The organism is Qipengyuania sp. GPGPB31 (genome assembly GCF_038396345.1).
GTDB lineage: Bacteria > Pseudomonadota > Alphaproteobacteria > Sphingomonadales > Sphingomonadaceae > Qipengyuania > Qipengyuania citrea.
The window spans coordinates 1705045-1722305 of record NZ_CP149572.1 but is presented as its reverse complement, the minus strand read 5'-3'; the positions used below and the strand labels follow the sequence as shown (position 1 = coordinate 1722305).

General features: G+C 65.3%; 17 protein-coding genes. 10 read left to right on the top strand and 7 right to left on the bottom strand.

The window, feature by feature from the left end; all coding sequences use genetic code 11:
• Positions 1–59 precede the first annotated feature (59 nt).
• The 3 genes from WKH79_RS08675 to WKH79_RS08665 are packed head-to-tail and all read left to right on the top strand — an operon-like array spanning position 60 to position 4197.
• Complete coding sequence (locus WKH79_RS08675) at positions 60–2123, top strand: HAD-IIB family hydrolase (protein ID WP_341858624.1); 2064 nt, start codon at positions 60–62, stop codon at positions 2121–2123.
• Positions 2120–3259, top strand: a complete 1140-nt coding sequence (locus WKH79_RS08670) for a hypothetical protein (protein WP_341858623.1) — start codon at positions 2120–2122, stop codon at positions 3257–3259. The genes WKH79_RS08675 and WKH79_RS08670 overlap by 4 nt, the downstream gene beginning before the upstream one ends.
• Entirely contained in the window at positions 3256–4197 is a 942-nt protein-coding gene (locus WKH79_RS08665) for a glycosyltransferase family 2 protein (RefSeq protein ID WP_341858622.1), read from the top strand. The genes WKH79_RS08670 and WKH79_RS08665 overlap by 4 nt, the downstream gene beginning before the upstream one ends.
• Here WKH79_RS08665 and WKH79_RS08660 read toward each other — a convergent pair.
• Positions 4104–5225: a glycosyltransferase family 4 protein gene (locus WKH79_RS08660; protein WP_341858621.1), complete on the bottom strand. Its 1122-nt coding sequence runs from the start codon at positions 5223–5225 to the stop codon at positions 4104–4106. The two genes, WKH79_RS08665 and WKH79_RS08660, sit on opposite strands and share 94 nt — an antisense overlap.
• Before the next feature lie 131 nt (positions 5226–5356).
• Between WKH79_RS08660 and WKH79_RS08655 the strand changes: the two genes are divergently transcribed.
• From WKH79_RS08655 to WKH79_RS08645, 3 genes are read left to right on the top strand one after another with little or no spacing between them, the layout of a single operon-like run.
• Positions 5357–6118 carry a Crp/Fnr family transcriptional regulator gene (locus WKH79_RS08655; RefSeq protein WP_341858620.1) on the top strand — a complete coding sequence of 254 codons (762 nt, stop codon included), beginning with the start codon at positions 5357–5359 and terminating at the stop codon, positions 6116–6118.
• Entirely contained in the window at positions 6115–6945 is an 831-nt protein-coding gene (locus WKH79_RS08650; protein WP_341858619.1) for a sulfotransferase, read from the top strand. Before WKH79_RS08655 ends, WKH79_RS08650 begins: the two co-directional genes overlap by 4 nt.
• A 33-nt stretch (positions 6946–6978) precedes the next feature.
• Positions 6979–7749 carry a Crp/Fnr family transcriptional regulator gene (locus tag WKH79_RS08645; protein WP_341858618.1) on the top strand — a complete coding sequence of 257 codons (771 nt, stop codon included), beginning with the start codon at positions 6979–6981 and terminating at the stop codon, positions 7747–7749.
• On the opposite strand, the gene WKH79_RS08640 is transcribed toward WKH79_RS08645, so the two are convergent.
• Genes WKH79_RS08640 through WKH79_RS08625 form a run of 4 tightly spaced genes read right to left on the bottom strand, consistent with a single transcriptional unit; the run spans position 7746 to position 9748 of the window.
• Positions 7746–8282: a YetF domain-containing protein gene (locus tag WKH79_RS08640; protein ID WP_341860107.1), complete on the bottom strand. Its 537-nt coding sequence runs from the start codon at positions 8280–8282 to the stop codon at positions 7746–7748. The two genes, WKH79_RS08645 and WKH79_RS08640, sit on opposite strands and share 4 nt — an antisense overlap.
• A gap of 10 nt (positions 8283–8292) precedes the next feature.
• Positions 8293–8871 carry an urea carboxylase-associated family protein gene (locus tag WKH79_RS08635; RefSeq protein WP_083437381.1) on the bottom strand — a complete coding sequence of 193 codons (579 nt, stop codon included), beginning with the start codon at positions 8869–8871 and terminating at the stop codon, positions 8293–8295.
• Positions 8868–9569, bottom strand: coding sequence for a guanitoxin biosynthesis heme-dependent pre-guanitoxin N-hydroxylase GntA (gntA, locus tag WKH79_RS08630; protein WP_160766006.1), 702 nt, complete (start codon positions 9567–9569; stop codon positions 8868–8870). The genes WKH79_RS08635 and gntA overlap by 4 nt, the downstream gene beginning before the upstream one ends.
• Positions 9566–9748, bottom strand: a complete 183-nt coding sequence (locus WKH79_RS08625; RefSeq protein WP_050601024.1) for a hypothetical protein — start codon at positions 9746–9748, stop codon at positions 9566–9568. Before WKH79_RS08625 ends, gntA begins: the two co-directional genes overlap by 4 nt.
• Positions 9749–10015: 267 nt before the next feature.
• Between WKH79_RS08625 and WKH79_RS08620 the strand changes: the two genes are divergently transcribed.
• From WKH79_RS08620 to WKH79_RS08605, 4 genes are all read left to right on the top strand, one after another.
• Entirely contained in the window at positions 10016–11170 is a 1155-nt protein-coding gene (locus WKH79_RS08620) for an FAD-dependent oxidoreductase (RefSeq protein WP_341858617.1), read from the top strand.
• A 45-nt stretch (positions 11171–11215) separates the two neighbouring features.
• Positions 11216–13354 carry an FAD-dependent oxidoreductase gene (locus WKH79_RS08615; protein WP_341858616.1) on the top strand — a complete coding sequence of 713 codons (2139 nt, stop codon included), beginning with the start codon at positions 11216–11218 and terminating at the stop codon, positions 13352–13354.
• Positions 13355–13476: 122 nt separating this feature from the next.
• Positions 13477–14751 (top strand): nucleoside transporter C-terminal domain-containing protein, encoded by a 1275-nt coding sequence (locus WKH79_RS08610; protein WP_341858615.1) that lies wholly within the window; start codon positions 13477–13479, stop codon positions 14749–14751.
• 17 nt (positions 14752–14768) lie between these two features.
• A complete protein-coding gene (locus WKH79_RS08605) occupies positions 14769–15374 on the top strand; it encodes a CDP-alcohol phosphatidyltransferase family protein (protein WP_341858614.1) in 606 nt (201 codons plus the stop codon).
• Here the strand turns inward: WKH79_RS08605 and WKH79_RS08600 are convergent.
• Both WKH79_RS08600 and moaA read right to left on the bottom strand, forming a co-directional pair.
• Positions 15364–16161: a DUF1499 domain-containing protein gene (locus WKH79_RS08600; RefSeq protein WP_341858613.1), complete on the bottom strand. Its 798-nt coding sequence runs from the start codon at positions 16159–16161 to the stop codon at positions 15364–15366. The two genes, WKH79_RS08605 and WKH79_RS08600, sit on opposite strands and share 11 nt — an antisense overlap.
• 113 nt (positions 16162–16274) lie before the next feature.
• Positions 16275–17252, bottom strand: coding sequence for a GTP 3',8-cyclase MoaA (gene moaA, locus WKH79_RS08595; protein ID WP_341858612.1), 978 nt, complete (start codon positions 17250–17252; stop codon positions 16275–16277).
• Positions 17253–17261: the final 9 nt, after the last annotated feature.

Here is a 17261-nt window from a genome sequence, read left to right as displayed (position 1 = left end):
TTGGGGGACCCGGACTGCACCGCGACCGTTAGGCACGCAGGGTCATTAAGGAACGTGTTGTGCATATTGTATCGGTCGCGCTTGGTGGCTGCCTGAAGGGTGAACCCGTTCGCTATGGGGTCACCGAGGATACTGGTGGACATATCACCTACATCCTTGGCGAGATGGAAGCGCTGGCGCGCCGCGACGATGTCGAAATGGCCGAAATCGTCACGCGGCGGTTCGACGATCCTCGTCTAGGGACGGCGCATGCGCAGCCGGAAGAATGGCTGGGTGCCAAGCTCGTCATCCGGCGAATCGACAGCGGCGACCGCCGGTACCTCGCCAAGGAAGCGCTCAGCGCGGACCGCGACGCTTTTGCCGAAGCGCTGATTGCCGAACTTGCGCAGCGCGAGCGGCTTCCCGACCTCATCCATGCGCATTTCGCCGACGCTGCCGATGTCGCGCGGCGAGTGGAAGATGCCTTGGGCATACCGTTCGTCTACACGGCGCATTCGCTCGGCATGGACAAGCGCCGCGCTCTTGCCAGCCCAAGCGCTGCGATCGATGCGAGGATCGAGGAGGAAGACCGTGCGATCGCGCATGCACGTGCGGTCATCGGTTCGTCGCGCGATGAATGCGAACGGCAGCTGACCGCCTATCCCTCTTCCCGCATCGGCAAGATCCATCGGCTGGTTCCCGGCGTCTCGCGACGCGGCGGCTATGACGATACCCCGGCGCGCGAACTCGTCTCGCCGTTCCTGCGCGATCCGTCCAAGCCGATCGTGCTGGCGATCGCGCGCCCGGTGCACAAGAAGAACCTCGTCCGGCTGATCGATTCCTTCGGTACCAATGCGGTGCTGCGTGAGCGCTGCAACCTGGTGGTCCTCGCGGGCCTGCGCGACGACCTGTCATCGGGCGAGGCCGAGCAGCAGCAGGTGCTGCAGGGCCTTGTCGACGCGATCGACCGGCACGATCTGTACGGCCGGGTCGCCTATCCCAAAGCGCATACGCGCGAACAGGTCGGCGCGCTTTACGAACTCGCCGCGCGGACGGGCGGGGTCTTCGTCAATCCGGCGCTGATGGAGCCCTATGGGCTTACGCTGGTGGAAGCTGCGGCGCATGGCCTTCCGGTCGTGGCGACCAAGATCGGCGGCCCGCAGGATATCATCGGCGAACTCGAGCATGGACTGCTGGTCGACCCGCAGGACGAGACGGCGATCGGAGGAGCGATCGAGCGACTGGTCACCGACACCGCGCTGTGGAAGCGCTGCGCTCGCAACGCGCGGACCAACAGTCTCGGCGTGAACTGGGATGCCTATGCCGCGGGTTTTCTCGCGATTGCGCGCGATATCGTCGCAGCGACGCCCGCCCGCTGCATCGCGCCGGCCAGCCTGCTGGTCAGCGATCTCGACAACACTCTGACCGGTTGCGATCACGGGGTGACCCGGATCGGGCAGTTTTTCCGGCGGCAGCGGGACTTCGGTTTCGTGATTGCCACCGGGCGTTCGATCGTGGAAGCGCGGCGGCTGGTGCGCGATTGGAAACTGCCGCTGCCGCTGGCATGGATCACCGCGGTCGGCACCGAGATCTATGTCGAACGCGATGGCGAACTGGCGCTCGACCAGGGTTTCGCCGAGCGGATCCGGCACCAATGGCATCCCGGCGCGATCGAACGCGCGCTGGCCGGGCTGCCTGGCCTCGTGCCCCAGCCCGATTATGACCAGCGGGCATACAAGCGCAGCTATTATGCCGAGTGTCCGGGCCTCGCCAAGCGGGTCGAGGAACGGCTGCGGCAATGCGACATCCCGGCGCGGGTGGTGTTCAGCCATGACCGTTTGCTCGACATCATGCCTCGGCAGGCGGGCAAGGCGGCAGCCATGCGCCATGTCGCGGCGATGCTGGGTATTCCGCTCGACCGTGTCTTCGCTGCCGGCGACAGCGGCAATGATGCCGATATGCTGACCGCGTGCCGCAACGCCATCCTCGTCGGCAATCATGCCGAGGAAGTCGCGGCGCTCGCATCGCGGCCCAATGTCTACCTTGCGCGGCGAAGCCACGCGTCGGGGACGCTGGAAGGGATACTCGCGCATCACCGGGCGCAGCGCGTCCGTGGACGCCAGGCGGGGAGGGTGCCGGCATGAGCGAGCACGGCCCGATCGGATATTTCGTTCACCATCAGGGGCGGGGCCACGCCGAACGCGCGGCCGCGATTGCCAACGCGTTGATCGAAACGCGCGGCGTGACTTTGTTCTGCGCCCGGGACGACATCTTCGCCGCGCTCGACGAGCGTATAGTGGTGCAAACCATTCCATCGCTGTTCGAACCCACCGGGCAGGAGGCACCGGCCATGGCCGCACTGCCGGCCCCCGATACCGTCCACTGCGCGCCGCTCGGCTGGCCATCGATAACGCAGGCCTTCGCCGCAATCGCGCAATGGTTCGCGGAAGCTCAGCCGGCGCTGTTCATTACTGACGTGTCTGCCGAACTCGGCCAGCTCGCGCGATTGTGCTCGGTCCCGCATGTCGCGGTTCTGCAGCATGGCGAGCGCAGCGATCCCGGGCACATGGCGGCTTATGACAGTGCCGTCGGCCTGTTGGCGCCTTATTCGGAGCGGCTCGAGCAGCATGATCGTCCGGCGGCCATGCGCCGCAAGACGCATTATGCTTCGGGAGTGGGAATCGATTGTTTCGGTTTTCCCGATCGGGCGGAGGCGCGCGCGAAACTGGGCATCGATCTGCAGGAGGATCTCGTGCTCGTGCTTGCCGGCGGCGGCGGGGAGGGCACACCCTCTGCACCGCTGACGCTGGGCGCGCGCGCTGAGCCGGGGAGCCGCTGGATCAGCATCGGCCAGGTGCGCAGCGAATGGCATGAGACGTCGCCCGGTAATCTCGAGCATCGCGGCTGGGTCGACAATCCGCGCGACTGGATCGCGGCTGCCGACCGCGTCGTGTCGTCCTGCGGGAACACCACGGTGCAGATGGTCCTGGCTGCCGGCAAACCATGGGTCGTCATTCCCGAGTGGCGGTATTTCGACGAACAGTTCTGCAAGGCGGAAGTGCTCGACCGCGAAGGGCTGGCGGCGGTTTCGCGCCACTGGCCCTCGCATCCCGCTGCATGGGAGCGCCTCTGGGCCGCGGCGCGCATGATCGATGTCGAAAACCAGCGCTCGATCATCGCTACCAACCCTGCCGAAGAAGCGGCCGAATGGCTCGACGGGCTCGTTCGCGAGCTGTGGCAGGGCACTGAAAACCGCCCCGCGCTGGAGATAGTGGCATGAAGATTTCCGTTTGTACGCTCGCGCATGGGCGCGAAGACCATTTGTGCAACCTCGTTCGCGGTCTCAACCGGTCCCATCGCCCGCCTTGCGAACTGGTGGTCGCGGTAATGCAGGACCAGCGATACGAACTGCCCGAAACGGGGTTTCCCGTTCGGCAGGTGATGCTGGGCAGCGGCGACATCTGCCTGGCAGAGGCGCGGAACACTGCCGCCGAGCATGCAAACGGCGAACTGCTGGTGTTCCTCGATGTCGACTGCATCCCCGCGCCTTCGCTGATCGAGGATTATGCGGCCGCTGCCGAGGCCAACGACGGCGTGCTGATGGGGGAGGTCGGCTATCTGCCAAAAGGCGCAACCGCGTCAGGCATCGATTACGAAGCGTTCGAACGGCTTGCCGTCAAACACGCCGACCGGGCCGGGCCGCCGCGCGACATGGTCGGGCGCTGCGGCGATTACCGTTGCTTCTGGTCGCTCAATTTCGCGCTTTCTGCCCGGACCTTCCAAGAGGTGGGCGGGTTCGACCCGCATTATGTCGGCTATGGCGGCGAAGATACCGATTTTGGTCGGACGGTCGCCGCCCATGACTTGCCGCTGTGGTGGGTGCGCGGCGCGAAGGCCTATCACCAGTATCACAAGCACCACATGCCCCCGGTCCATCACCTCGACAGCGTCCTCGCCAATGCGCAGGTCTTCGCCGACAAATGGGGTGAGCCGACGATGCAGCACTGGCTGCGCGCGTTCCGCCTGATGGGACTGATCGAGCCCGATCCGGCGGGCGGCTGGACCAAGCTGCAGGATCCCGATGAAAGCCACCTGGCGCTGACCCGCCAGCAGGAACATCAACCCTATGCCAGCAGCTCGCTGGTCCTCGAACAGCTTGAATCCCAGGCCAGGCGCGGAAGCGACGCCAGCCGGGCTCCGGCGATGGCGCCTGCATAGCAGCGCTCGTAACCGGCGATCATCGCCGCAATCGACAGCTTCTCGACCGCGCGTGCACGGCAGGCCGCGCGATCGATCCTGCGTACCTTGCGGATAGCGTGCGCCAGCGCGCCGATATCGCCGCCGGGCACCAGAACGCCGCAGTCGCCGACCACTTCGGATAGCGCACCGCGATCGAAACCGGCGATCGGCGTGCCGCAGGCCAGCGCCTCGGCCGCGACCAGTCCGAAGGGCTCGTCCCACAGCGGGGTTACCAGCGCTGCTTGCGCCCCGGCCACTTCGGCGCGCAGGCGATCGCCCGAACGGTGCCCGTGAAATTCGATCCCCTCGTTAAGGAAGGGCTCGACCTTTTCGGTGAAATAGCCGGCATCTTCGACCGGTCCGAAGATCCTCAGCCTGACGCGCGCCTTGCGCGCGGCCTGGATCGCTTCGGCCAGTCCCTTGTTCGGCACGATGCGGCCGACCCAGGTCAGATAATCCTGCGGCTCGCCAAGGGGCGCCCAGCGATCCGTGTCGATCCCGTTCGGGACGACGTCGAGCCCCGCGCAGCCGCGATCGGCCCACAGCGCCTGCTGGTCCTGCGAGGTTACGGTGAACCCGATATTCGGCCGTTCGCGCGTGGCGGCGACCGCGTCGAACATCGCCCCGAACGGGGGGACATGCTGCGACGTCACGCAGGGGATCCCCGCCCGAGCGCACCATTCGATCATTTCCGGAAACAGCGAATTGTTGTGCACCACGTCATAGGCGCCCGCGCCGACGGCGAGCAGGACGCGCTCGAAGGCGTCGCGTTGATAGGCGGCCAGTTCGCTGGTCCCGCGGAACACGCGCCATGGGAGTACTTCGTCATAAGGGGCGGCACAGATCGGCACGAGGCTTTCGTCCTGCGAACCATCGGCGGCAAAAAGGTCGACCTGGTGGCCCGCGGCCCGCAGCCCCCGGCACAGCATGTCGCAATGCGCTTCCATTCCACCTCCGAAGGGTTCGGCGATGGCATGGCGAATATGGGCGAGAACGGCGATTTTCATGAGTGGGGGACCCTGGAGATATATCCTCGAGAAACGCGCGGGTGCGGGCCTGTTCCCGAAAGCTAACATTAATGCAAAGCATGGCCGGAACGCCCGGTTGCGAATTGCATTTGTTTTCGCAGGAGGACGTGATGGCGTTCAGCGCAGAGTTCGATCGCTATCCCCTGACGGGGCGGTTTCTTGCCGGACGGCTACGGCATGAACTGACCGAAGCCGAGAAGACCGAACTGGAGCAGCTGGTCGTGCGGACCAGCACGCTGGAGGATGGCGAACGGCTGATCGCGCGCGGCGATGCCTGCGAGTGGTCGACCATCCTGATCGACGGTTTCGTCCTGCGGACGCTCGACAGTGGCGAGCGGCGCTATGCGGTCAGTTTCCACGTGCCGGGCGATTTCGTCGATCTGCATTGTTTCGCGCTGAAGCGACTCGATCACAATATCGATTGCGTCGGCCGGGCCACGATCGGCCAGGTTCCGCATTCGGAGATCACGCGGGTGATGGCCGAACGGCCGCATCTCGCACGCCTGTTCTGGTTCTCCACCCTCCTGGATGCGGCGATGCACCGCGAATGGATCATGAAGCTTGAACAATTGACCGCGCCCAAGCGCATTGCGCATGTCTTCGCCGAAATCTGGCGAAGGCTCGACATGGTCGGCCTGGGTTACCCCGACGGCTTCGAAACGCCGCTGCGGCAGACCGACATCGCGGAAATGTGCGGCGCCACCGCCATTCACACCAATCGCGCGCTGGCGGACCTGCGGCGCAACGGCCTCGCCGATTTCCAGCGCGGCAAGGTCCGCATCGCGGATCGCAGGAAGCTCGAAGCCTACGCCGATTTCGATCCTGCCTACCTCTATTCCGATGGCGCGCTGGCGTTGAGAAAGACCGGATGAGCCCGCCGCGCAGCCGTTTCGTATTCGTTGCCGGGCTGCATCGGACCGGCACCAGCCTGCTCGCCCGCATCATCGCCGCGCATCCCGCCATCAGCGCGATAGAGAACGCTCCCGTGCCGGAGAACGAGGGCTGCTATCTCCAGGGTGCGATCCCGCACACCGCGCTGGACGGCCGGCCGGGACACTATGCCACCGATCCCCTGCAGCACCACACCGAACAATCGCCGTGGAACACGCTCGAGACGCAGCGCCGCCTCCTGTCGGACTGGGGCGGATGGTTCGACCCGGACAAGCCCTGGTGGCTCGAAAAGTCGCCAGTCAACCTCACCCGCATGCGCCTGTACCAGCAACTCTTCCCGACCGCGCAGTTCATCGTCATCCTGCGCCACCCGCAGTTGATGGCCGCAGCACTCGGCAAATGGGTCACGGACGAACCAGCGGCGCTCCTGCGGTACGGCATCGACGCCTACGACACGGTGGCGCAGGACCTCCCCATGCTCCATGCGTCGCTGGTCCTGCACTACGAGGATCTGGTGTCGCGCCCCGACGCGGTGCGCCGGGCGGTGTTCGCTTTCCTGTCGCTGGAAGACCACGATCCGCAGATCGAACTGCGTGACGGCAATCGCGACTACCGGGTCGGCCAACCGGCGGAGGAAGACGCGGTCCGCCGCATGGCGCGCTGGGGGTATGCGCCGGGCGGGGAGGTGCACGATTTCGCGCTGCGCATTGCGCACCCGCTGCGCAGCGTGCGCGATGCGATATCGGCTGCGCTGGAGCAAGAATTGGAAAGCGAACAGAAAGAACAGAAAGCTAACATCCGTCAATAGACGCGTTCTGATCGGCTTGCTTAACTGTCGGCCATGACTCTGACTGCAAGTTCGGAGGCTCCAGCGTTCCCCCTGACCGGCGATTTTCTTGCCGGGCGCCTGCGGCAGAACCTCAGCCTCGATGATCTGAAATATATCGAAGGGCTGGTCGATACGGTCGCCGAATATGGCGATACCGCGCGCCTGCTTGCGCGGGGCACGAAAACCGACCGCAGCACGATCCTGATCGAAGGCTATATCTTCCGCACGATCGAAAGCGCGGGCAAGCGGTTCATAACCGGGATCCACGTCCCCGGGGATTTCGTCGATCTGCACGGGTTCGCACTGAAGCGGCTCGATCACAATATCGATGCTGCGGGCCGGGTAACGGTGGGTTCGGTCAGCCACGACACGCTGCGCAGGGTCATGCGCGACCGCCCCGGCGTCGCGCGGGCCATGTGGTTTGCGACGCTGCTCGACGCGGCAATTCACCGCAAGTGGATCCAGATGCTCGAACAGCTCGACGCGCCGCGGCGGATCGCGCATCTCTATGCCGAACTGCACACGCGGCTGGAACTGGTGGGCCGTAATGTCTCGCGCGCCCTGCGCACGCCCTTCACGCAGTTCGACATGGCCGACATGTGCGGTGTCAGTGCGATCCATGCCAACCGGGCGGTGGGCAAGCTGCGCGAGCTGGGAATTGCCGAAATCCGCCGCGGCGATCTCTACACCGCCGACTGGGCGGCGCTGAAGCGCTATGCGCAATTTGACCCGGACTACCTCTACGGCGACGGTCCGCTAAAAGTCGAAGAGGACTGGGACTAGCCGTTCAGTTCTTTCGGAGCGTGGACATCGGACAGCGCCTCGGCTTCGGCCCAGGCGACGTCCTGCCGCGGGATGACCGACAGCTGGCCATTGGTCTCCAGCACGACCCAGTTGGCATCGGCGTTGTGCGTGATCCCGTTCTGCCGCAGCGCGGACTTGATCTCTTCTTCGGAAATGCGCGTGCGTAGCATGGCATCGCGCAGATATTCCCCCTTGTGCGTCAGCAAGGTGGGTTCAGCCTTGACGATATTGGCGATGGTCCGGCTGCGCTGGACGAGCTTGGTCGTGATGTACTGGCAGGCTGCGAGGACCACGATCGCGGCGATCGCATCGGCGGTGGCGACATTGCGCAGCAGAACGCCGCTGGCCGCCAAGCTGCCGATCATCACGTTGATGATCCAGTCGAAATTGTTGAGCTCGCTAGTGGTGCGTTTGCCCACCATCCGAACCATGACGATAATCAGCGCATAGAACAGGAAGGCATTGCCGGCGACTTCGACGATCCGCGGCCATCCGGACCAGATATTCAGCACCTCGGCCAACTCAATTCACCTCGTAATCGATCGGCTTGAAGGTTCCACCGTTCGAATCGTAGGCGGAACAGGCGGTCAGCCCGATCACCAGATCCATTTCGCCGCGCAGCACGATCCGGTCGCCCGGCCGGCTTTCCGGCGGCTTCACCGCGATCAGCCCGCTGTCGCCATCAACGGGCACGTTCATGAAGATGTTGAACGCCGTGGGAATGGCATCGGGTTCGATGCCGAAAGGCTTCAGCGCTTCGGCCAGATTGCCGAAACACCCGCGGTGCACGGGCTTGTCGGCGTAGAAATGGCGGAATGTGTCTTCGGAACACGGGGTCAGCAGGAAGTCGTGCTGCTTCACCGTATCCTCGATGATCGTCAGCATCGGGTTCGACCGGTTGGACCACAGCCGGTTGCCCTTGCCCAGCCGCAAGGTTTCCTCGTAATCGAAGGTGCGGCCGTTCGAGATCACTTCGCGTACGTCCTGCGCATTGTACGCCAGCAGGTCCGAAACCTGACGGCCCTCGGGATCGCAGACGGTCAGTTCGGCGCCCCTGGGCAGCTCGAAAGCTACGCCGCTGCGCGGTTCTATACGGTTCATTTTTCCTCCAGTCGGGGATCGCGGAAGGGGCATTCCCAGCCCTCGTCGACCGCGCGGCCACTGTACTGCCGCGCTTCGCTGCTTTCGCCGTGGCGGGCGAGCATGGGGTTGATGTCGCCGGCAAGGTCGCGGTCGCGCTCGAGAATGGCATCGCGCATGCGTTCGTAGCGCCCGTCCTCGCGCAGCGTTTCGAACTGGTCGTGCAGGTTGAAGACCATCGTGGGATAGGCGAAACGGCGGGCCGGTCGTGAGGCAGACGGGTTGAGCCCGACCACGAAATAGGCTTCGCCGCCGAAGCTCAACGAGAAATGCGGGTCGGTCGGATCCGCGCTGACGCTGGTATCGTAGGACTGGCCCAGCCAGTTGTCCTTTTCGGCAAAGGATTGCAGGCGTTGCCATAGCAGCCGTTCGAAGGTCGGCTCGTCGATCTCGTCTGGCTGCTGGAAAATCACCGCCAAGCTGCGCAGCCCTTCAGGGTCGTTGCGATAGCGATCGGCCCATTCAAGGAGGCGGTCGTGAATCCGCAAATCGTCCCATCCGCTGCGCATGTCGTGGGCGATGACCACGTCGAGCATATTGCGGGCCTGTGCTGACTTGGCGCCCACGCAGGGGAAATCCGCATGCGCGACATGCGCCCGGAATTGTTCGGTGATGTCTGCCGACTTCGCTTCGTCGACGGCGAGGAGACCCGGTTTCATTGCGTCGCCCCCCTCTCGGCGCTGCAGACGAGAGCGCTGTCAGGTACGCGGCCCATCGACCAGTTCGCCTGCATGCGGACCTTCGGGTTTGGCGCACACCATATCTCGCCCGACTGGTCGAGCGCGGTGACCCAGAGCAGATTGTGTTCCGCGCCATAGTCGATGACTGCGAAAGCCATGCCGGTGCCCTTGTCGGTCACCAGAACCGGGAGCGGAGGATTGAGTTGCGTGAACACAGAGAAACCTCGCGATAGGGCCGAAACGGATTGCAATGCGGACCGTCATGGTCGGCTGTGCAATGAACGACGCACGCAGTCGGAGCTGCACGCGTCGGTCGGGGAGAGAACGCGGAGCCGATACGATAGTTTCCCGACTGACATCGGTTAGCTTGGCGCATGCGGCGCGGCTCGGTTGCGGGGCTTGCGGACGGCTTGCGCGGCCCCTGATTGACATCGCTCCCGCTGCGCGACATCGCCTGCATCATGCCGAAAGCCTCGCCAACCATAGTGCTCGTCGGGGGCGGGCACGCGCACCTCGGGGTGCTGGCGGACTGGATACGGCGCGGGTCGCCGGAAGCGCGGACGATCATGCTCTCTCTCCAGCGCCAGACGCGGTATTCGGGCATGATCCCCGGCACCCTCGCGGGTGAATATGGCCGGGAAGAAGGATTGATCGATGTCGCGGCGTTGGCAGGGCGCGCCGGGGCCGAATTCGTCGAGGACCGATGCGTCGCGCTAGATCCCGCCGGGCGCACTCTCGCCACCGCGTCGGGGCAGCGCATCGCATTCGATTACTGCTCGATCGACTCGGGCGGCGTGGGGCAGGCGACCGGCACCATCGGCGAAGACCCGCGGATTGTCGATGTGCGACCGATCGGCACGTTCCTGGCGCGAATTGACGAACGGATCGCCGGTGTGGCGCACCGCCCGCGCCATCTGGCGGTCGTCGGCGGCGGCGCGGGAGGGGTCGAGCTCGCTTTCGCGCTGAGACGGCGCTTCGGCAGCGCGCCGCGGATTACGCTGGTAACCGGCGCAGATGGCGCCTTGCCCGGTTTCGGCAACCGTGCCCGTGCGTTGCTGGAACGCGAGCTTGCACGACATGCTATCGGCGCACTGGCGGAAGATGCGAGGGTTGAAGGGGGCACGTTCTACGCCGGCGGCCAGTCCCTCGAACCGCTCGACATCGTGATTACTTCGCTTGGCGCTGCTGCGCCCGAATGGCCTGCGCAAGGCGGGCTGGCGGTCGATCCAGACGGCTTTATTGCGGTCGATCGCCACCAGCGATCCTTGTCGCACCCGCATGTGCTCGCGGCAGGCGATGTGGCCTCGCGGCAGGACATGCCGGTCGCGCGTTCGGGGGTCCATGCCGTGCACAGCGGGAAGGCTCTGGCGGCCAATCTGCGCCATCTGGCGACGGGGCGGGGGCGATTGCGCTCCTATCGTCCGCGGCCCGCGAGTCTTTACCTGTTGTCGACCGGCCCCCGCACGGCCATCGCTATCTATGGTCCGATCGCCTTGCGCGGGCGATGGCCGGGTACACTCAAGCGCTGGATCGACCGGCGCTGGGTCGAAAGCTTCGCAAAGCTGGCGCAGTCGGTGTAACCGGCTGCGGACAGGCGGCGATCCGGCGCACGATACAGGGACATCATGAAAAAGCTTCTCATCATACTGGCGTTGGCGGCCCTGATCGCAGCCTATGTGTTCTTCGGGGTCGGAGACTATCTGACCGTCGACGGGATCAAGCGCGTCGCGGGCGAGGTCGATGGCTATTACCAGCGTCATCCCGTCCAGGTCATCGGGCTGTTCTTCCTGACCTATGTTGCGGTGACTGCGGCCTCGCTGCCCGGTGCGGCGGTGATGACGCTTGCGGCGGGCGCGCTGTTCGGGGTGCTACTCGGTACGGTCGTGGTGTCCTTCGCCTCAACGCTGGGCGCCACGCTGGCGTTTCTTGCCTCGCGCTACGTCCTGCGCGACGCGATCGAAACGCGCTTCGGCGAACGGCTGCGCACGGTCAATGCCGGGCTCGAACGCGACGGGGCGTTCTACCTTTTCACCATTCGCATGATCCCGCTGTTCCCTTTCTTCGTGGTCAATCTGGTGATGGGACTGACGCGGATCAGGCTGTGGACCTACGCCTGGGTCAGCCAGGTGGGCATGCTGCTGGGGACGATCGTCTATGTGAATGCGGGCACCCAGCTGGCGCAGATCGACAGCCTGGCGGGGATCGCGTCGCCGGCCGTGCTGGTGTCCTTCGCATTGCTTGGAATCGCACCGTGGATCGCCAAGGCGATCATCGGCTGGATCAAGCGGCGCAAGGTCTATTCCGGGTTCATCCGGCCCAAATCCTTCGACCGCAATCTTGTGGTGATCGGGGCGGGATCGGCCGGGCTGGTGTCCGCACTGATCGCGGCGACGGTGAAGGCCAAGGTCACGCTGGTCGAAGCGAACAAGATGGGGGGCGATTGCCTCAACACCGGCTGCGTGCCGTCCAAGGCGCTGATCAAGAGCGCCAAGGTTGCCGAGCAGATGCGCCATGCCGATAGATATGGTTTGAAACCGGTCGAACCCGAAGTGCCGTTTCGCGAGACGATCGAACGCGTGATGGGCGCGATCCGGACAATCGAGCCGCATGACAGCGTCGAACGCTACACCGGGCTCGGTGTCGATGTGGTCGAAGGCTACGGCCGGGTGGTCGATCCATGGACCGTCGAAATCGCGCGCAAGGATGGCGGCGTGCAGCGGCTGACCACGCGCGCGATCGTGATCGCCGCGGGTGCCGGTCCGCTGATCCCGTCGATCCCGGGGCTGGAAGCCAGCGGCTATCTGACCAGCGACACGATGTGGGACGCGCTTGCGACAATGGACCGTGCCCCGGCGCGCGTCGCGGTGCTGGGCGGCGGGCCGATCGGGTGCGAACTGTCGCAGGCGCTTGCCCGGCTCGGTTCGCAGGTGACGCAGGTCGAAATGGCCGATCGCGTTCTCGGGCGCGAGGACCCCGACGTGTCGCTCGAGGCGCAGGCGGCGCTTGAAAGCTCGGGAGTGAACGTGCTGACCGCTCACCGCGCACTGCGGGTCGAGACTGGCAAGCTGATCGCCGAGCATGGCGGCGCGGAAGTCGAGATTGCCTTCGATACGCTGATCGTCGCCGTGGGCCGTGCGGCGCGCCTCTCGGGCTACGGACTGGAGGATATCGGGATCGACACGGCCAAGACCGTGGTGACCGATGAATTCCTCGCGACCAAATTTCCGAACATTTACGCCGCGGGGGATGTCGCCGGCCCGTTCCAGTTCACGCATACGGCCAGTCACCAGGCCTGGTTTGCCAGCGTGAATGCCCTGTTCGGCCAGTTCAAGCGGTTCAAGGCGGATTACCGCGTGATCCCAGCCGTGACGTTCCTCGATCCCGAAATCGCCCGAGTGGGCTTGAACGAAGCCGAGGCGGAAGCGCAGGGCGTGGCCTACGAGGTCACGCGCTACGAGCTTGGCGGGCTGGACCGCGCTATCGCCGAGAGCGAGACGCAGGGCTTCGTCAAGGTGCTGACCCCGCCGGGCAAGGACACCATTCTCGGCGCGACGATCGTCGGTGCGCATGCCGGCGAACTGCTTGCCGAATACGTCCTAGCGATGAAGCACAAGCTCGGGCTCAACAAGATCCTCGGCACGATCCACTCCTATCCGACGCTGGCGGAAGCGAACAAATTCGCCGCGGGCGAATGGAAGAAGAAGCACAAGCCCGAAACGCTGCTATCGCTGGTGGAGAGGTATCACACCTGGCGTCGTGGCTAGCGCCGGGGCGGGTTCCCGCTGCGCGCTGCGGCGCTCTTGCGCTGCCGACCTTTCGCGAACATGACAGGCGGATGCTGGGCTCGCTGCCGGGCCGCACGGGCTGAAGCCCAACGGGGAAGCGCATGGAGTTTTTCGACCAGTTTCGCGGGCTGCTAGGCATTGCGCTGATGGTGCTGCTCGCCTGGGCCATTTCGGAAGACCGCAGCGCAAGGCCGACATGGCGCTGGATCGCTGGCGCGCTGGCGCTGCAGGCGGGCCTCGCACTGCTGATCGTCCGCGTACCGTTCGTCTGGGATGCCGTGACGCTGGCCAACGAGGCGGTCGCCGCGATCGAACGCGCAGCGCTCGACGGGTCGTCCTACATGTTCGGCTATCTCGGGGGTGCGCCGCTGCCCTTCGACTTGGCGCAGGGCGCGGAGGCGCCGGTGATCATCGCCTTCCAGATTCTCCCGCTGGTCATCGTCTTTTCGGCGCTGGCCGCGCTGCTGTGGCACTGGGGGGTGCTGCGCTGGCTGGTCGATGGCCTGTCCTTCCTGCTGCGGCGCACGCTTAGGGTCAGCGGCGTGGTCGGTCTGTCGGGCGGGGCGAACATGTTTCTCGGCGTGGTGGAAAGCCCGCTGGTGGTGCGCGCCTATTTCGCGCAAATGAGCCGTGCTGACCTGTTCCAGGTGATGGTGCTGGCCATGGCGACGATCAGCGGTGCGATTCTGATCCTCTACGCCACCACCCTGTCGCGCACGGTGCCCGATGCAGTGGGGCACATGATTTCCGCCTCGCTGATATCGCTTCCCGCAGCCCTGCTGATCGCCAAGCTGATGGTGCCCGGCGAAGCGAGCGCGGAAGGCGAGGAGCCCGATGCCGGCAGCCAGGGCCTCAAGTTCGAATCGAGCATCGATGCGATCATCAAGGGGACGATGGACGGCATGCAGCTGTTCCTTGCCGTGATCGCAGTGATCATCGTGGTGTTTGCGCTGGTGTCGCTTGCCGACCAACTGCTGGCGCTGCTGCCCATGGTCGATGGCGAGCCGCTGAGCCTGAAGCGGACCTTCGGCTGGCTGTTTTCGCCGCTGATGTGGCTGATCGGCGTACCCTGGGCCGAAGCGCAGGCCGCCGGCAGCCTGATGGGCACCAAGGCGATCCTCAACGAATATGTCGCCTATCTCGAGCTTGCCGCACTGCCGTCCAGCACATTCGCCCCGCGCAGCCTGCTGATCGTCACCTATGCGCTGTGCGGGGTCGCGAACCTCGCCAGCATTGGGCTGCTGGTGTCGACCATCGGCACGCTGTGCCCCGAACGGCGTGCCGAAGTCGCGGGAATGGGTGTGCGCAGCTGGATCGCCGGCAATATGGCGACGGCGATGACCGGCGCATGGATCGGGCTGATCACCTGGGTTTGAGCGGATAGGATACGGCCATGTTCGATGCAAAACTGCGCCCGCTGATCGACCCGCCGCTCAACCGGTTGGGCAGCGCGCTGGCGCGGCGGGGGGTGACTGCCAACGCGATCACCTTTCTCGGCCTTGCACTGGGGCTGGCCGGCGCGGCGGCGATTTCCGGCGGCTACTTCGGCGCCGGATTGGGTCTCATCCTCGCCAACCGTCTGCTCGACGGGCTCGACGGCGCGGTCGCGCGGGCGAACGGCCCGACCGCGCTGGGCGGTTATTTCGATATCGTCGCTGATTTCGCCTTCTACGTGTCGGTGCCGCTCGGCTTCGGGCTGGTCGATCCGGCCAACACGCAGGCTGCACTGGTGCTGGTTGCCAGCTTCGTCCTGACCGGCGTCAGCTTCCTCGCCTACGCCGTGATCGCGGCGGAACGCGGCGCGCGGACCGATGCGCATGGCAGGAAGAGCTTCTTTTATTCGACCGGGCTGGCCGAAGGCGGCGAAACAATCGCCATCTTCATCGCCTTCGCGCTGTTTCCTGCGTGGTTCGTCCCGCTGGCCTACGCATATGCCGCGCTATGCGTGCTGACCGTGTTCCAGCGTAGCGCGCTGGCGATCGTCCAATTCAGCGATTGAGCCGTTCGGCAATGGCATCGCGCAAGGCGGCAATGCGCGCCGCATTCGCACCCAGATCGCTCACGCCCACGCGAGAAACCGAGCGAAAATCGATCGCACCATCGGCAATCCGCACGACCATATCGTCCTTGAAGCCGAACCAGAATGTTTCCGCGACCCCTTCGATCCGGCCGGTTTCGGCATCGGCGGTCACTTGGGCGAAACCCATTTCCTCCATCGCGGATACCACCAGTTCCGCGGCTTCGGCCGGGCTGGTCGAACCCAGGGGCAGCGGCGCGAGATCGGGATAGGCGGCGGCAATAACCTGCGCATGCGACCGATCGGCCAGCGGCGACTCGGATTCCGACCAGATTTCGAGCTCGCCCAGCGGCGTGGCGTAGTCATTCAGTGGATTGGCACCCGCAGCGGCACGTTGACCGAGCACGGTTTGCGAGAAGACAGGCGGGTTGGCGGTATCGGTCGCAATGTCGTGGATCGGCGGGATGTCGGCCGCCTGGCTGCGAATGGCGCCCAGAACGGCAAAGATACCGACCGGGACCAGCAGCGCGATCAGCGACAGCAGCCAGCCCTTGCGGGGCTTTCGCAGCAGCACGACGATCAGCGAGATCAGGCCGATAAGCGCCACGATGCCCAGCAGGATCGGCCCGGCCTTGATGGTAAGGGTAAGCAGTCCGGTCCGCCAATCCCACAGGCCGAACTTGGTCCCCAGCGCGGCGATGGCGAAATACACCGGGAGTGCGAGCGCAAGGGCGAAGGCGAGGCGGCTGTGCCAGGGCGTTTTGATCATGCCGCATCGTAGCGCCAAGTCGCGGCGCTGCAATCATGCTAATCGCTGGATATGCAACTGCACCGCGGCAATGGCGTCATGGAAGGCGCGCGCTGGCGTAGGGCGGGCGCGTGTCAGCCGCCCGTCACGCTCATGTGGCGCGCCAGGGCAGGTTCGCTTTGCGCGGCATCGAAGGCATGGCGCAGCGGCTTGCCCGCGAGCAGGCGTTCGAGCGCCTCGTCGAGCGCGGCTTCGCCACCGACGCGCACGATATCACGCAGTTCGACCTTCTGGTCATGGCCCAGGCAGCCATAGACGGTCCCGGTCGCGGAAATACGGATGCGATTGCACCCGGCGCAGAAATTGTTGCTGAGCGGAGTGATGAGCCCGATCCGCGTGCCCGTCTCTGCGACGTCGAAATACCGTGCGGGCCCGCCGGTGCGGTGGAGCGAGGGGACGAGCGTGAAATGGCGCTCGAGTTCCTCGCGCACAGCGTCGAGCGGCAGGTGCGCGGCGGGACGATCGACCGAGACCTCGCCCAGCGGCATGGCTTCGATGAGCGCGAGGTCGAGCCCCCGCGCGCCGCACCATGCAAGCAAGTCGCGCATCTCGTCGTCATTCGTACCGCGCATCGCCACGGCGTTGATGCGCACTGCCAGGCCGGCATCGCGCGCCGCGTCGATGCCGCTAACCACCCGCTCGAACTCGTCGCGGCGGGTGAGCTCGGCAAACCGGTCGCGCCTGAGCGTGTCGAGACTGATGTTGATACGCCGCACGCCGGCATCGAACAGGTCCTGCGCCATTTCGGGCAGGCGCGTCCCATTGGTGGTGAGCGTGAGTTCGTTGAGCCCGTGCGTGCGCAACCGTGCCAGCCGCTCGACAAGTTCGAGCACACCCTTGCGCACCAGCGGTTCACCGCCGGTCAGGCGGATCCGGCGAATGCCGCGGACCACCAGATGACGCGCCAGCGTTTCGATTTCCTCGAATGTGAGAAGGTCGCGGCGCGGGAGGAATTCCATCTCCTCGGCCATGCAATAGGTGCAGCGAAGGTTGCAGCGGTCGGTGACCGAGAGGCGGATATAGTCAATCTGACGGCCGTGGGCGTCGCGCATGCGGGCCCC

Bases quoted from the DNA above. Each gene is read 5' to 3' on its own strand.
- WKH79_RS08670 (WP_341858623.1), top strand. From the start codon at position 2,120: ATGAGCGAGCACGGCCCGATCGGATATTTCGTTCACCATCAGGGGCGG.
- WKH79_RS08665 (WP_341858622.1), top strand. From the start codon at position 3,256: ATGAAGATTTCCGTTTGTACGCTCGCGCATGGGCGCGAAGACCATTTG.
- WKH79_RS08660 (WP_341858621.1), bottom strand. From the start codon at position 5,225: ATGAAAATCGCCGTTCTCGCCCATATTCGCCATGCCATCGCCGAACCC.
- WKH79_RS08655 (WP_341858620.1), top strand. From the start codon at position 5,357: ATGGCGTTCAGCGCAGAGTTCGATCGCTATCCCCTGACGGGGCGGTTT.
- WKH79_RS08650 (WP_341858619.1), top strand. From the start codon at position 6,115: ATGAGCCCGCCGCGCAGCCGTTTCGTATTCGTTGCCGGGCTGCATCGG.
- WKH79_RS08645 (WP_341858618.1), top strand. From the start codon at position 6,979: ATGACTCTGACTGCAAGTTCGGAGGCTCCAGCGTTCCCCCTGACCGGC.
- WKH79_RS08635 (WP_083437381.1), bottom strand. From the start codon at position 8,871: ATGAACCGTATAGAACCGCGCAGCGGCGTAGCTTTCGAGCTGCCCAGG.
- gntA (WP_160766006.1), bottom strand. From the start codon at position 9,569: ATGAAACCGGGTCTCCTCGCCGTCGACGAAGCGAAGTCGGCAGACATC.
- WKH79_RS08625 (WP_050601024.1), bottom strand. From the start codon at position 9,748: ATGGCTTTCGCAGTCATCGACTATGGCGCGGAACACAATCTGCTCTGG.
- WKH79_RS08615 (WP_341858616.1), top strand. From the start codon at position 11,216: ATGAAAAAGCTTCTCATCATACTGGCGTTGGCGGCCCTGATCGCAGCC.
- WKH79_RS08610 (WP_341858615.1), top strand. From the start codon at position 13,477: ATGGAGTTTTTCGACCAGTTTCGCGGGCTGCTAGGCATTGCGCTGATG.
- WKH79_RS08605 (WP_341858614.1), top strand. From the start codon at position 14,769: ATGTTCGATGCAAAACTGCGCCCGCTGATCGACCCGCCGCTCAACCGG.
- WKH79_RS08600 (WP_341858613.1), bottom strand. From the start codon at position 16,161: ATGATCAAAACGCCCTGGCACAGCCGCCTCGCCTTCGCCCTTGCGCTC.
- moaA (WP_341858612.1), bottom strand. From the start codon at position 17,252: ATGCGCGACGCCCACGGCCGTCAGATTGACTATATCCGCCTCTCGGTC.